11 protein-coding genes are annotated in these 14,259 nt (G+C 62.5%); 10 read left to right on the top strand and 1 reads right to left on the bottom strand.

The window, feature by feature from the left end; all coding sequences use genetic code 11:
- The first annotated feature begins 90 nt into the window (after positions 1-90).
- Genes cysT through JOZ06_RS10365 form a run of 3 tightly spaced genes read left to right on the top strand, consistent with a single transcriptional unit; the run spans position 91 to position 2,903 of the window.
- Positions 91-930 carry a sulfate ABC transporter permease subunit CysT gene (gene cysT, locus JOZ06_RS10375; RefSeq protein WP_293232116.1) on the top strand — a complete coding sequence of 280 codons (840 nt, stop codon included), beginning with the start codon at positions 91-93 and terminating at the stop codon, positions 928-930.
- A gap of 9 nt (positions 931-939) precedes the next feature.
- Positions 940-1,842: a sulfate ABC transporter permease subunit CysW gene (gene cysW / locus JOZ06_RS10370; protein ID WP_293232114.1), complete on the top strand. Its 903-nt coding sequence runs from the start codon at positions 940-942 to the stop codon at positions 1,840-1,842.
- Complete coding sequence (locus tag JOZ06_RS10365; RefSeq protein ID WP_293232112.1) at positions 1,839-2,903, top strand: sulfate ABC transporter ATP-binding protein; 1,065 nt, start codon at positions 1,839-1,841, stop codon at positions 2,901-2,903. Before cysW ends, JOZ06_RS10365 begins: the two co-directional genes overlap by 4 nt.
- A gap of 13 nt (positions 2,904-2,916) precedes the next feature.
- On the opposite strand, the gene JOZ06_RS10360 is transcribed toward JOZ06_RS10365, so the two are convergent.
- Positions 2,917-3,342 carry a DciA family protein gene (locus JOZ06_RS10360; RefSeq protein ID WP_293232110.1) on the bottom strand — a complete coding sequence of 142 codons (426 nt, stop codon included), beginning with the start codon at positions 3,340-3,342 and terminating at the stop codon, positions 2,917-2,919.
- A 180-nt stretch (positions 3,343-3,522) separates the two neighbouring features.
- Here JOZ06_RS10360 and secA point away from each other — a divergent pair, with 180 nt between their 5' ends.
- The 7 genes from secA (at position 3,523) to JOZ06_RS10325 (ending at position 14,126) form a co-directional block, all read left to right on the top strand.
- A complete protein-coding gene (secA, locus tag JOZ06_RS10355) occupies positions 3,523-6,222 on the top strand; it encodes a preprotein translocase subunit SecA (RefSeq protein WP_293232108.1) in 2,700 nt (899 codons plus the stop codon).
- Between the two features lie 158 nt (positions 6,223-6,380).
- The gene (locus JOZ06_RS10350; protein ID WP_293232107.1) at positions 6,381-7,136 is read left to right on the top strand and encodes a M15 family metallopeptidase; all 756 of its coding nucleotides are present in this window, start codon (positions 6,381-6,383) and stop codon (positions 7,134-7,136) included.
- 105 nt (positions 7,137-7,241) lie between these two features.
- The gene (locus JOZ06_RS10345) at positions 7,242-7,835 is read left to right on the top strand and encodes a Maf family protein (protein WP_293232106.1); all 594 of its coding nucleotides are present in this window, start codon (positions 7,242-7,244) and stop codon (positions 7,833-7,835) included.
- 11 nt (positions 7,836-7,846) lie between these two features.
- Positions 7,847-9,340, top strand: a complete 1,494-nt coding sequence (rng, locus tag JOZ06_RS10340) for a ribonuclease G (RefSeq protein ID WP_293232105.1) — start codon at positions 7,847-7,849, stop codon at positions 9,338-9,340.
- Positions 9,341-9,388: 48 nt separating this feature from the next.
- Complete coding sequence (gene cysE, locus JOZ06_RS10335; protein ID WP_293232104.1) at positions 9,389-10,171, top strand: serine O-acetyltransferase; 783 nt, start codon at positions 9,389-9,391, stop codon at positions 10,169-10,171.
- Positions 10,172-10,231: 60 nt separating this feature from the next.
- Entirely contained in the window at positions 10,232-12,376 is a 2,145-nt protein-coding gene (locus JOZ06_RS10330) for a UvrD-helicase domain-containing protein (RefSeq protein WP_293232103.1), read from the top strand.
- A gap of 25 nt (positions 12,377-12,401) precedes the next feature.
- Positions 12,402-14,126 (top strand): tetratricopeptide repeat-containing response regulator, encoded by a 1,725-nt coding sequence (locus tag JOZ06_RS10325; protein ID WP_293232101.1) that lies wholly within the window; start codon positions 12,402-12,404, stop codon positions 14,124-14,126.
- The last annotated feature ends 133 nt before the right edge of the window (positions 14,127-14,259 follow it).

Here is a 14,259-nt window from a genome sequence, read left to right as displayed (position 1 = left end):
TAACGGTATTTCTCAATATTATTTATGGTAATAAAAATCGGACGGTATAGTTTCTTATCTTGCTGATTTGCATTCCAACGCGCCGGGACCATGAGCCTCTTCAACCGACAATACAGCATGTTGCCCGGCTTCGGGCTGGCCTTCGGCGTCAGCTTGTTCTGGCTCGGGCTGATCGTGATTCTGCCGTTTGCCGCGCTGATCGTCTCCACCGCCGGCATGGGGTTCACCGCTTTCGCGCATACGCTGGCGGATAGTCGCGTGCTGGCGTCGATCCGTCTGTCTTTTGCCTCGTCGTTCTATGCCGCGTTGATCAATGCCGCTTTCGGCCTGTTGGTGGCTTGGGTGCTGGTGCGCTATCCCTTTCCCGGTCGGCGGCTGTTCGATGCCATGATCGATTTGCCGTTTGCGCTGCCCACGGCGGTCGCCGGCATCGCGTTGACGAGCCTCTATGCGCCTTCCGGGCTGATCGGGCAGTGGCTTGACCCGCTGGGCGTCAAGGTGGCGTTCGCGCCGTTGGGCATCGTGGTGGCGCTCACCTTCATCGGTTTACCCTTTGTCGTGCGCACCGTCGAACCGGTGCTGCAGGGCTTGGAGCGCGAGCTGGAGGAGGCGGCAAGCTGCCTGGGCGCGTCGCGCTGGCAGATCGTTTTCCGCGTGGTCCTGCCGGCGCTTTTACCATCGCTCTTGACCGGCGTCGCGCTGGCGTTTGCCCGCGGCGCGGGCGAATACGGCTCGGTGATCTTCATTGCCGGCAATATTCCGCGCGTGTCGGAGATCGCGCCGCTGATCATCGTGGCCAAGCTCGACCAGTATGATCTGCATGGCGCCACGGCGGTGGCGGTGGTGATGCTGGGCATTTCCTTTATCTGCCTGTTGCTGATCAATGGGCTGCAATGGCGCGTGGCCCGGCGTCAGGGCGCTGGACGCTAAGGAGACGGCATGCGCGCATTTTCGCTCCCCCCGACCGCCGAAGGCCGCGCCACGCGTTGGCTGCTGACCGCCGTTGCCGTGCTGTTTCTGACGCTGTTTCTGCTGCTGCCCCTGTTCGTCGTGTTTCAACAGGCGCTCGCTCAGGGGCTCGGCTTGTACTGGGCGGCGCTGGCCGACAACGACGCGCTCGATGCCATCAAGCTGACGCTGTTGGCCACCGCGGTAGCGCTTCCGCTGAACTTGGTGTTCGGCGTCTGTGCCGCGTGGTGCATCGCCCGCTTCGAATTCCGCGGCAAGAGCCTGTTGAGCACGCTCATTGATCTGCCGTTTTCCGTGTCGCCGGTGGTGGCCGGGCTGATGTATGTGCTGTTGTTCGGCGTGCACTCGCCGCTGGGCGGCTGGCTTGAGGCGCATGGCGTGAAAGTGGTGTTCGCGGTGTCGGGGATCGTGCTGGCGTCGGTGTTCGTCACCTTCCCGTTCGTGGCGCGCGAGCTGATTCCGCTGATGCAATCGCAGGGGGCGGAAGAAGAGCAGGCGGCGCTGGTGCTTGGGGCTTCCGGCTGGCAGACCTTCCTCCGCGTGACGCTGCCCAACGTCAAGTGGGGGCTGCTCTACGGCGTGATCCTGACCAACGCGCGCGCCATGGGCGAGTTCGGCGCGGTCAGCGTGGTGTCCGGCCATATCCGCGGTGAAACCATCACCCTGCCGCTGCATATCGAAATTCTCTACAACGAATACAACTTCGTCGGCGCCTTCGCCTGCGCGTCGTTGTTGACCCTGCTCGCGCTTTTGACGCTGGTGGCCAAAACCCTGGTCGAATGGCGTCAGGCGCGCGCGGCGGCGCGCGCGCTCCACGAGACACAAGACCGCCGCACCCAAGCCATGATCCACCTGAACCAGGAATCCGCATGAGTATCGAAGTCCGTCAATTGAGCAAACGTTTCGGCGATTTTGTCGCGCTCGACCAGGTCGATTTGCGGGTGGACGATGGCGAACTGTTGGCGCTGCTCGGCCCGTCGGGGTGCGGCAAGACCACGTTGCTGCGCATGATTGCCGGGCTCGACCGCCCTGATGCCGGGCAGATTCTGTTCGCGGGTCAAGACGCCACCACGCGCCATGTGAGCGAGCGTCAGGTGGGATTCGTTTTCCAGCACTACGCGTTGTTCCGGCATATGACCGTGTTCGACAACGTGGCGTTCGGGCTGTCGGTCAAGCCGCGCGCCACGCGTCCCGGTAAGGCGGAAATCCGCGATCGGGTGATGAGCCTGCTCAAATTGGTGCAGCTGGATTGGCTGGCCGGCGCCTATCCGGCCCAACTATCCGGCGGTCAGCGCCAGCGCGTCGCCTTGGCGCGTTCGCTGGCGGTGGAGCCGAAAGTGTTGTTGCTGGACGAGCCGTTCGGCGCGTTGGATGCCAAGGTGCGCAAGGACCTGCGCCGGTGGTTGCGCGATTTGCACGACCAGATCCATCTGACCAGCGTGTTCGTCACGCACGACCAGGAGGAGGCGCTCGAGGTGTCCGACCGCGTGGTGGTGATGAACCATGGCCGCATCGAACAGGTGGGCGCGCCGGACGACATTTATGAAAACCCCGCCTCGCCGTTCGTCACCCACTTCCTCGGCGACGTGAATTTGTTTCACGGCCGCGTCGAGGCCGGCAGCTTGACCATCGGTCCGTTTGCCCACGCGGTCCATGGTCTGGACGACGCCGAACGCGCGGTCGCCTATGTGCGTCCCCACGATCTGGATATCACCTGGGTCGCGGACGGCGCACTGGCGCAAGGCCGGGTGGCGCACATTCACGCGGTCGGTCCGCTGGTGCGGCTGGAGTTGCAGCGCGATGACGGCGCGGCCATCGAAGTGGCGCTGCCGAAGGAGCGCTATCGTGAGCTGGGCATCACGCCTGGCGATGTGGTGTACGTCAAGCCGCGCAAACTCGCCGTGTTTCCCGGCGGTGCCGACTATGCGATCTGAAGGCCCGCCGCGGTCATCTGCGGTGATGTGCAATCAGCTTGGCCAGCGCGTCGGCGACCAGCGGATCCTTGACGGTGTCGGCGGCTGCCTCGATGCCGTCGAGCGCCTTTTCACTGATGTTCGATTGCTTTTGCCGCTTGACCGGCGGCAGGCGCGGACTGACGCGCACCTTGACCCGATCGGCCGGGTAGCCTAACGCCGCCAGGCGCGGCAACAGCCCGGGGGCGATCAGGCGCAACCGGGCGGCAATCAAGCCGTTATCGGCAAACAGCAGCAATTCCCCTCCCTCGATGCGCACGGCTTGGCAGCCGGCGGCGACGGCGTCCGGCAGTAGCCGGCGGAACTGTTTGTCCATTTTCAGGAGCGCCCGTGCCTCGGCGGTCAATTGCGTGAGCCGCGGGTCGCGGCTGGCGATCTGATAGGGGGTACGGCTTTTCATCGACAGGCCTTAGGTTTATCTGGATTTTAGTGCATGGCGCGGCGCGCGCGGCGGCCCGTCATCAGGGTTTTTGCGTGCCGGCTCTTGATGCAAAGCAATCATACCCTGATATCCAGTGCATTGAATGTGCTAAACTCTTCGTCATTTTTGGCCTTGCAGGCTCCCCCCTGGATTCGATAGATGATTTCCTCGTTACTCAAGAAAGTGTTCGGCAGCCGTAACGAGCGGCTGCTGAAGCAGTACCGTCAAGTGGTGGTCCGCATCAATGCCCTTGAAGAAGGAATGCGCGCGCTGTCGGACGAAGCGCTGGCCGGCAAAACCGCCGAATTCCGCTCGCGTCTGGCCGGTGGCGCCGCGCTCGACGATCTGCTGCCCGAAGCCTTTGCCGTGTGCCGCGAAGCGTCTCGCCGCGTGCTGGGCATGCGCCATTTCGACGTGCAGCTGATTGGCGGCATGGTGCTGCATGACGGCAAAATCGCGGAAATGCGTACGGGCGAAGGCAAGACGCTGGTCGCTACGCTGGCGGTTTACCTGAATGCGCTCAGCGGCAAGGGGGTGCATGTCGTGACGGTCAACGACTATCTGGCCAGCCGCGACGCCCGCACCATGGGCCGCCTGTACAACTTCCTCGGCCTGTCTGTCGGCGTGAATCTGAGCCAAATGGATCACACCGCCAAACAGTCCGCCTATGCCTCCGACATCACTTACGGCACCAACAACGAGTTCGGCTTCGATTATCTGCGCGACAACATGGTGTTCAGCCTGGGCGAAAAAGTGCAGCGTCTGCTGTCTTTCGCCGTGGTCGACGAAGTGGACTCGATTCTGATCGACGAGGCGCGCACGCCGTTGATCATTTCCGGCCCGGCCGAGGACAATCTCGACCTCTATACGCGCATGGACGCGATCCCCGGCCAGTTGCGCCGTCAGGACAAGGAAGACGGCGAGGGCGATTACTGGGTGGACGAGAAGGGCCACACCGTGATGCTGTCCGAAGCCGGCCACGAGCGCTGCGAGCAGTTGTTGGCCAAGATGGGCATGCTGCGCGAGGGCGACAGCCTCTACTCGGCCACCAACATCTCGCTGATGCATCACCTGATGGCGGCGCTCAAGGCCCATTCGCTGTTTCTGCGCGACCAGCATTATGTGGTGCAGGACGGCGAGGTGATCATCGTCGACGAATTCACCGGCCGGCTGATGCCGGGCCGCCGTTGGTCCGACGGTCTGCACCAGGCGGTCGAAGCGAAGGAGCGCGTCGAGATCAACCGCGAGAACCAGACGCTGGCCTCGATCACCTTCCAGAATTACTTCCGTCTTTACGGCAAACTGTCCGGGATGACCGGCACCGCCGATACCGAAGCCTACGAATTCCAGGAAATTTACGGTCTGGAAACCGTGGTGATTCCGACCAACCGTCCGATGATCCGCAAGGACGCGCAGGACAAGGTGTACCGTACCGCGGCCGAGAAATACCAGGCGATCGTCGACGATATCACCGACTGCCACCGGCGTGGTCAGCCGGCGCTGGTGGGGACCACCTCGATCGAGAACTCCGAGCTGATCTCCGAACTCCTGACCCGCGCCAAGCTGCCGCATAACGTGCTCAACGCCAAGGAGCACGCGCGCGAGGCGGATATCGTCGTGCAGGCGGGCCGGCCAGGCGTGATCACCGTGGCGACCAACATGGCCGGCCGCGGTACCGACATCGTGCTCGGCGGCAACCCGGAAAACGATATTCTCGCCGTCGAGGGCGACGACAGCCTGAGCGATGACGAGAAGCGCCAGCGCGTGGAAACCTTGCGCGCCGAATGGCAGCAGCGTCACGACGCCGTGCTGGAAGCCGGCGGGTTGCACATCGTCGGCACCGAGCGCCACGAATCGCGACGGATCGACAACCAGCTGCGCGGCCGTTCCGGTCGTCAGGGCGACCCGGGCTCGTCCCGCTTCTATTTGTCGCTGGAGGATCCGCTGTTGCGCATCTTCGCTTCCGACCGCGTCGCCGCGATCATGGAGCGCCTGAAGATGCCGGCCGGCGAGGCCATCGAGCATCCCTGGGTCAGCCGTTCGATCGAAAACGCCCAACGCAAGGTCGAGGGACGCAACTTCGATATCCGCAAACAACTGCTTGAGTATGACGATGTCGCCAATGACCAGCGTAAAGTGATCTACCAGCAGCGCAATGAAATCCTCGAGGACGAGGATGTCAGCGCCGTGGTGATCAACATGCGCGAAGGGGTGTTGGGCGATCTGGTCGACCTGCATATTCCGCCGGGTTCGATGGACGAGCAGTGGGACCTGCCCGGGCTCGAGAAGGCGCTGGCCGGCGAGTATCAGCTCGAGGCGCCCGTGGGCGCATGGCTGCAAAGCGAGCCTAATCTGGATATACCGGACATTCGCGAACGCATCTTGAAGCAGGCCGAGGAAAGTTATGCGGCCAAGGTCGAGCTGGTGGGCGACGAGGGCATGCGCAAGTTCGAGCATTCGATCGTGCTGCAGATGCTCGATACCCATTGGCGTGAGCACCTGTCGGCGATGGATCATCTGCGCCAAGGCATTCACCTGCGCGGTTACGCGCAGAAGAACCCGAAGCAGGAATATAAGCGCGAGGCTTTCGAACTGTTCGCCGACATGCTGGAGCGGATCAAGCGCAGCGTGGTGGGCGTGTTGATGACGGTGCAGATCCGCAGTCACGAGGAAGTCGAGGCGATGGAAGCGCGCGAGGCGCGCGAAACCGCGCTGTTGCACGACGATCCGGCTGGCTTGTCCGATGACGATCTGACGCCGGAGGCGCTGGCCAACCGCGGCCTGCGCATCGGCCGGAACGATCCCTGCCCGTGCGGCAGCGGCAAAAAATACAAGCAATGCCACGGTAGGCTGGCGTAAGCCGCTTTACTGAGCCGTACCCGCCCCGCGCGTTGAAGCGTCCTTCAACGCGCGGGGCTTTTTTACTGAGCGCTTGGGAAGCCACCGGCCCTTGCCCTCCGCGCCATTCGCCATACTCGGCTTTTTGAGCCCGAGGCTAAAGCGAAGGAGGAGGGACCATGGCGTGGCGTGACGTTTCTATCCTGGCGATGTTGTTGATAACCACGGCGTCGGCCGGGCAACCGGCCGCGCGGCGGCCGGCGGACTTCATCTCCCTGGGGCAGTCGATGCCTCATGTGCAGCGCGATATGCGCTATGCGACCGATTTTAATTTTGTCGGTAAAAAGATCGACGGCTATGACGCGCCGTTGTGCCTGCTGACACGCCGGGCCGCAGGCGCGCTTGACGCGGTGGCGCAGCAGTTGGCGCCCATGGGGCTCGCGTTGAAGGTTTACGATTGCTACCGTCCGCAACGGGCAGTCGACCATTTCGCCCGCTGGGCCGAGGACCCCGGCGATGTCGCGATGCGCACGGCGTTTTATCCCACGGTGGATAAGCGGCGGCTGTTCAGCGACGGTTATATCGCCCACCGTTCCGGCCACAGCCGCGGCAGTACCGTGGATCTGACCATCGTGCCGCTGGGCAGCGCGGTGCCGCCCCCTTTTTCGGCCTTGCAGCAGGCCGATTGTACGGGCCCCGCGGCTGAGCGCGCACCGGATAACAGTCTGGACTTTGGCACCGGCTATGATTGTTTCAGCCCCGTCTCGCACCCCGACTACCAGGCCCTATCGCCGCAGGTGAAGGCCAATCGGCTGCTGCTGCGGCAGTTGATGATGCAGGCCGGATTCACGCCACTCAGTACCGAGTGGTGGCACTTCACCCTGAAAGACGAGCCCTACCCGGATTCTTACTTTGACTTCCCCGTACGTCCATGACAGGACCGTAATGGGGGGGCTGCCTTGATTTTGTCAGAAAGCGGGTAGTCCGCTGCCGTCATCGTCTGGTAGGCTTACGGCAAATGATTCTCCGTGTTTGCCAACATGACTGAAAACGACACTTTGTATCTGGCCTCCGGCAGCCCGCGCCGGCGTGAGCTGCTGACGCAGCTCGGTCTCCATTTCGAGCGGATCCACGCCGACATCGACGAATCGGTTTTGCCGGGAGAGGCGGCGCGCGCTTACGCCGAACGGCTGGCGCGCGCCAAGGCGGATGCCGGTTGGGCGGTGGTGGAACGCAGCGGTTTGCCGCAGCGGGCATTGCTGGCCGCGGATACGACCGTGGTGCAGGACGGCGAGATTTTCGGCAAACCGGCCGATGCCGCCGATGCGCGGCGCATGCTGCTGGCTTTTTCCGGACGCACCCATCAGGTGATTACCGCGGTGGCGGTGCGCCGCGGCGATCAAGTGGCATTGACGACATCAGTGACCGACGTGACGTTCCGCGCGCTCGGCGAGGACGACATTCAGCGCTATCTCGACAGCGGAGAGGCCGCCGATAAGGCCGGCGCCTACGGCATCCAAGGGCTGGCCGCGGTCTTCGTCGAACACATTGCCGGCAGCTTCACCGGTGTGGTCGGCCTGCCTTTGTTCGAAACCGCTGCGCTGCTATCGCAGTTCGGTTTTGTTTTTCCTTGAGGGGGCGCGCGATGCATCAGACGATCCCCTTGCCACGCGATCTGCCCCGCCAGAAAGAGCAGATTCTCGTCAACATCACGCCGCAAGAGACGCGTGTCGCGGTTTTGGAAGACGCCATCGTGCAGGAATTGCACATCGAGCGCTCCGCGAGCCGCGGTCTGGTCGGCAACATCTACCTCGGCCAGGTCAAACGGGTGCTGCCCGGCATGCAGTCGGCCTTCATCGAGATCGGTTTGGAGCGCGCGGCGTTTCTCCATATCGCCGACGTGCTGGAGCAGCGCCAGCACCCCACCGAGCCGCAACGCATCGAGAAGATGCTGTTCGAAGGACAGACGGTGCTGGTTCAGGTGATCAAGGACCCGATCGGCACCAAGGGCGCGCGCCTGTCGACGCAGATTAGCCTGGCCGGACGCTTCTTGGTGCATCTGCCGCAAGAAACCCATATCGGTATCTCGCAGAAGATCGAAAACGAGGAGGAGCGGCTGTCGCTGAAATCTCGGCTGGAGAAGCTGTTGCCTGCGGACATGCCGCACGGCTTCATCATCCGTACCAGTGCCGAAACCGCCAACGACGAAGCGCTGGCCGCCGACGTCGCCTATCTGTCCAAGCTGTGGTCGGACATCCGCTACAAGTCGAAAAACCTGCCGGCGCAATCCCTGTTGTACGAGGATCTGCCTCTGTCGCTGCGCGTGCTGCGCGATATGGTCAGCGACTCGACCGAGCAGGTCATTGTCGATTCGACCGAGAACTACAGCCGGATGACCGAGTTTGCCGAGCAGTACGTGACGCTGGCGGTGGACAAGATTCAGCGTTATAGCGGCGAGCGCCCGCTGTTCGAGCTGCATGGCATCGAGGCCGAGATCGACAAGGCCTTGGCGCGACGGGTCAATCTGAAGTTCGGCGGCTATCTGATCATCGATCAGACCGAGGCGATGACCACCATCGACGTCAATACCGGGGGCTTCGTCGGCAACCGCAATTTCGACGAAACCATTTTCAAGACGAACCTGGAAGCGACCCAGGCGATCGCACGCCAACTGCGCTTGCGCAATCTGGGCGGCATCATCATCGTCGATTTCATCGATATGGATAACGAAGAGCACCGCACCTCGGTGCTCAACGAGCTGGCCAAATCGCTGGCGCGCGACCGGACCCGCGTGACGCTCAACGGCTTCACCAGCCTGGGTTTGGTGGAAATTACCCGCAAGCGCACGCGCGAGAGCCTGGCGCATGTGCTCTGCGAGACCTGCCCGCAATGTCAGGGGCGCGGCGAGGTGAAGACGGCGCAGACCGTGTGCTACGAGATCCAGCGCGAGATCGTGCGCGAGGCGCGCCAGTTCGAGGCGCGCGGTTTCCGCATCCTGGCGGCGCAGCCGGTCATCGATATGTTCCTGGACGAGGAGTCGCAAAGCCTGGCGATGCTGGTCGATTTCATCGGCAAACCGGTATCGTTGTCGGTCGAGGGATCGTATACCCAGGAGCAGTTTGACGTCGTATTGTTGTAACCCACGGGGCCGGCGCCGGTCCGCCCTATTAGATGCGAGAATTTTTCGATGTCCGAGATAGCTGACGATTATTTGTGGCTGGCCATTGTCCAGGAAACGCAGTCGGCTGCCGAAGCGGAGCCGCTCTTGGCGAGCTTTCTGCACATGACGGTGCTGCGCCACCGTTCGTTGCAGGATGTGCTGGCGTTTCACCTGTCGAGTAAATTGGCCAGTCCGGTCATGGACGCGCGCGCGTTGATGGAGCTGTTCCGCGAGGCGTTTGCCGCCGACGAGAGCATTATCGCCTGCGTGCGCGCCGATATCGAGGCGTGCTTTCAGCGCGATCCGGCCTGCGACGGCTACGCGACGCCGCTTTTGTACTTCAAGGGGTTTCATGCCATCCAGTGCCAGCGCATCACGCATTGGCTGTGGCTGAACGGCCGCCAGCCGTTGGCGCTGTTTCTGCAAAACCGTATTTCCGAGATCACCGGCGCCGACATTCATCCGGCGGCGCAGCTCGGGCAGGGGCTGTTGCTCGATCATGGCACCGGTGTGGTGGTGGGCGAGACCGCGGTGATCGGCAACAACGTCTCGATTCTGCATGGCGTGACGCTGGGCGGCTCGGGTAAGGAGCGAGGCGACCGCCATCCGAAAATCGGCGATGGCGTGATGCTGGGCGCCGGCGCCGCGGTGCTGGGCAATATCCACGTCGGCGAATGCGCCAAGGTGGGGGCGGGCAGCGTGGTGCTGGACGACGTGCCGGCACACTGTACCGTGGCCGGCGTGCCGGCGCGGGTGGTCAGCCAAGGCATCGGCGGCACGCCGGCGCTGGAGATGGACCAGCGGGTGTAACCGGCGCCGGTCGGGCATCGGCTAGTGTAAAATCGTCGTTTTCCTGTTTGCGAGATGCCCATGTCGTCAGATCTGCTGGCCGGACTCAATCCGGAACAGTTGCGTGCGGTCACCTGGCCGGCGCAAAGCGCGCTGGTGCTGGCCGGCGCCGGCAGCGGCAAGACCCGGGTGCTGACCACGCGTATCGCCTGGTTGATCCAGACCGGGCAAATCAGCCCGGCCGGCGTGCTGGCGGTCACCTTTACCAACAAGGCGTCGCGCGAGATGCAGGCCCGGCTCGGCGCCATGATTCCTGTCAACGTGCGCGCCATGTGGATCGGCACCTTTCACGGCCTGTGCAATCGCCTGCTGCGCATGCACTACCGTGACGCCGGCTTGCCGCAGACCTTTCAGATTCTCGACAGTCAAGATCAACTGGCCGCCATCAAGCGTTTGCTCAAAAGCCTGGAGCTGTCGGACGAAAAATTCCCGCCGCGGTCGGTGCAGCATTTCATCAATGGCAATAAAGAGGCGGGAAACCGCGCCGACCGTCTGGCGGCGCACGATTACTACGGTCAGAAGCTGATCGAACTGTATGCGGCCTATGACGCGCAGTGCCGGCGAGAGGGCGTCGTGGATTTCGCCGAGCTGCTGTTGCGAAGCTTTGAGCTCTTGTCGGCCAATCAGGCGTTGTGCCTGCATTACCGCAGCCGCTTCCGCTTCATTCTGGTCGACGAGTTTCAGGATACCAACCGCTTGCAATATGCCTGGCTGCGCCTGTTGGCCGGTACGGACAACGCGCTGTTCGCCGTCGGCGACGATGACCAGTCGATCTATGCCTTCCGCGGCGCCGAAGTGGGCAACATGCGTTCGCTGTTGCGCGATTACGGCATCGGCGAGGCCATCCGCCTGGAGCAAAACTATCGCTCGGCGGGCACCATTCTCAAGGCGGCCAACGCGCTGATCGAGCACAACGATGGCCGGCTGGGCAAGAATCTATGGACCGAGGCCGACGACGGCGAATCGATCCGTTTCTACGAGGCCTGGTCTGACGGCGACGAGGCCGAATTCATCGTCGACGAAGTGCGCGCGCTGAAGCGTGAAGGCCTGAATCTGTCTGATATCGCCGTGCTGTATCGCTCCAATGCGCAATCGCGCGCACTGGAGCACGCACTGGTCAATGGCCGCCTGCCCTACCGCGTGTATGGCGGCCTGCGCTTTTTCGAACGGCAGGAAATCAAACACGCGCTGGCCTACCTGCGCCTGTTGGCGAACCCGGACGACGACAACGCGCTGTTGCGGGTGATCAATCTGCCCGCGCGCGGCATCGGCGCGCGCAGCATCGAGAATCTGCAAGCGTCGAGCCTGTCCGCGGGCGTGTCGCTATGGCAGGCCGCGTGTAGCGCCGGTGGCGGCCGCAGCGCGGCGAGTCTGGCCAAGTTCGTGCTGTTGATCGATGCCATGCGTGAACGCGCGCAAGGGCTGACGCTGGCGGAAACGGTCAGTCTGGCGATCGACGACAGCGGCTTGCGCGCCATGTACGAGCAAGACAAGAAAGAGAGCGAGGAGCGGCTGGCCAACCTGGACGAACTGATCAACGCCGCCGCCGCGTTCGTGGCCGAGGAGCCGTCGCTGGCGCTGATCGAGTTTCTGACCTCGGCTGCGCTGGAGGCGGGCGAACATCAAGCGGAGGCCGGCGAAGACGCGCTGCAACTGATGACCGTGCATGCCGCCAAGGGGCTGGAGTTCGACGCGGTCTTTGTTTCCGGCCTGGAGGAAGGGCTTTTTCCGCATGAAAATAGCCTAAATGACGATAAGGGGCTGGAAGAAGAGCGGCGGCTGATGTACGTTGCTCTCACGCGAGCGCGCAAGCGGTTGTATATGACCTGTGCCCAGGCGCGCATGTTGCATGGGCAAAGTCGTTATCCGATCCGCTCTCGTTTCGTCGATGAGGTGCCGGCGCCGCTGGTGCGCGTGCTATCAAGCCAGAGTCAGTCCGTCGCGCCGGGCATGGCGGCGGCACGGCCTGGCGTGGCGGTCCATCGCCCGCCGGCGCAACAGGCGGGCGGTTTTCACATCGGCCAATCGGTCTGCCACGTTAAATTCGGCCTGGGCGTGGTGGTGAATGCCGAAGGCGGCGGCAACGATGTGCGCCTGCAGATCAATTTTGCCGAACATGGCATGAAATGGCTGGATTTGCGCTATGCAAAGCTGCAACCGGCCTGAGCGTTGACGGGGACGTGAGCGAACCATGGTAGACCATCCAGAATCCCGGACGGCGGCGATTCAGCCTGCGCAGCTCGGTGGCACCACCGAACCCGGCAATCGCCAGGAAGCGTATCGCAATAGCTTCGGCGAGGGCCGGCTGTTTCTGGTGGTGGACAGCGTGCCGGAGATGCAGCGCGCCATGGGCATGACCTTGTCGTCGTTCGGCGCGGAAAAGGTCGAATATGCCAATCGCGCGAGCGATGCGCTGTCCAAGATGGGGCGCCACGACTTCGACGTCGTCTTGTGCGACTACGACCTGGGCAATGGCTACGATGGCTTGTATCTGTTTGAAGAGGTCAAGGAGCGCAACCTGATCAAACAGTCTTGCGTGTTCATGATCGTGACCGGCGAGCGGCGCGCGCAACGGGTGATTTCCGCCGCCGAACTCGCGCCCGACGACTACCTGCTCAAACCCTTTTCCGGCGAAAAGCTGTCGCAGCGCCTGTCCAAGGCGGTGCGCAAGCGCACCGCCTTCCGGCCGATCGATGAGGCCATCATGCGCAACGAGTATTTGGCGGCCATCGAGATATGCAACCGCAAGATCGCCGAGCGCGGCGAATTCACGCTGGATTTCATGAAGATCAAGGGCACGTTGTCGCTACGCATCGGCGACTTCGATACGGCGCGTAGCCTCTACATGGATGTGCTGCGCATCAAGGACGTGCCCTGGGCCAAGCTCGGCTTGGCGAAGGCGCTGACCGGTCTGAAGGCGTATGACCAGGCGCGCATGCTTTTCGAGGAAGTGCTGGCCGATAACGACCGTATCATGGAGGCCTACGATTGGCTGGCGCGGCTCCATCGCGACAGCGGCAACCTCGTCGAGGCGCAGGCATTGCTGCAAAAGGCCACCGACTTGTCGCCGGTGGTGATCCGCCGCCAGAAACACCTGGCGGAGGTCGCCTTCATGAACAATGACCTGGCGGTGGCGGAGGCCGCCTGTACGGAAACCTTGGAGATCGCCAAGTACACCTGGCACCGCAGCCCCAACCACTACGCCATGCTGGCGCGCGTGCAACTGGCGCAGGGCGAAACCGGCAACGCGAGCCGCACCCTGGGGCGGCTGCGACGCGACTTCCGCTATAACCAGGGAGGCGAATGGATGGCCGACGTCATCGATAGCCAGGTGCAGATGCATAGCGGCAATGGCATGCGCGCCGAACAGGTGTTGAAGGATGCCCAGGAGCGTTTCGAGCAACTGGCAGGTGAACTGGACCCGGAAGCACACATGGAATTCGCCCGCGCCTGTTATACCCAGCACAACACCCATCTGGGCGATCAGGTGATGCGCGGCCTGGTGCGCAACCACCACGACGACGAACGCATGCTGATCCGGCTTGGCAATCTGTTCGATGAAGTGGGGCGTGGCGAGGTCGGTCGTCGGCTGATTGCCGAGAACGTGCAGGGGGTGGTCGACATGAACAACTTGGCGGTGAAGGACGCGCAAAACGGCGCCTACGATGCCGCCATCGAGCGCTTCGCGCGTGCGTTGACCGAAATGCCCAGCAACATTCAGATCATGCTGAACCTGGTCAATGCCACCATGGCGTATGTGCATCGCAATGGCTGGCACGAAAGCTATATGCGGCGGGCTAGCGAGCTGTTGATGAAAGTGCGCGACATCGCCCCTACCAACAATAAATTCCAGAAACAGCTGCAATCGTGGCGTCTATTGACGGAAAAGCTCGGAAAACCACACTGGGGCTTATGACAAACCTGGCCGTACGGGTGGATTGTTGTTTCATGTGTCACGCTTGTTGGTTTTCCTGCCATTCTGCGATCTAAATGAGCTGAAACTCCCCTCAAGTTCAATTACAATATTCTGTTCTTTCCTCGGAATTATG

Source organism: Paludibacterium sp., assembly GCF_019232825.1.
GTDB lineage: Bacteria > Pseudomonadota > Gammaproteobacteria > Burkholderiales > Chromobacteriaceae > Paludibacterium.
This window is presented reverse-complemented; position numbering and strand designations above follow the sequence as displayed.

Excerpts from the sequence above, each read along its gene's own strand:
- cysT (WP_293232116.1), top strand. The coding sequence starts at position 91 with ATGAGCCTCTTCAACCGACAATACAGCATGTTGCCCGGCTTCGGGCTG.
- cysW (WP_293232114.1), top strand. The coding sequence starts at position 940 with ATGCGCGCATTTTCGCTCCCCCCGACCGCCGAAGGCCGCGCCACGCGT.
- JOZ06_RS10365 (WP_293232112.1), top strand. The coding sequence starts at position 1,839 with ATGAGTATCGAAGTCCGTCAATTGAGCAAACGTTTCGGCGATTTTGTC.
- JOZ06_RS10360 (WP_293232110.1), bottom strand. The coding sequence starts at position 3,342 with ATGAAAAGCCGTACCCCCTATCAGATCGCCAGCCGCGACCCGCGGCTC.
- secA (WP_293232108.1), top strand. The coding sequence starts at position 3,523 with ATGATTTCCTCGTTACTCAAGAAAGTGTTCGGCAGCCGTAACGAGCGG.
- JOZ06_RS10350 (WP_293232107.1), top strand. The coding sequence starts at position 6,381 with ATGGCGTGGCGTGACGTTTCTATCCTGGCGATGTTGTTGATAACCACG.
- JOZ06_RS10345 (WP_293232106.1), top strand. The coding sequence starts at position 7,242 with ATGACTGAAAACGACACTTTGTATCTGGCCTCCGGCAGCCCGCGCCGG.
- rng (WP_293232105.1), top strand. The coding sequence starts at position 7,847 with ATGCATCAGACGATCCCCTTGCCACGCGATCTGCCCCGCCAGAAAGAG.
- cysE (WP_293232104.1), top strand. The coding sequence starts at position 9,389 with ATGTCCGAGATAGCTGACGATTATTTGTGGCTGGCCATTGTCCAGGAA.
- JOZ06_RS10330 (WP_293232103.1), top strand. The coding sequence starts at position 10,232 with ATGTCGTCAGATCTGCTGGCCGGACTCAATCCGGAACAGTTGCGTGCG.
- JOZ06_RS10325 (WP_293232101.1), top strand. The coding sequence starts at position 12,402 with ATGGTAGACCATCCAGAATCCCGGACGGCGGCGATTCAGCCTGCGCAG.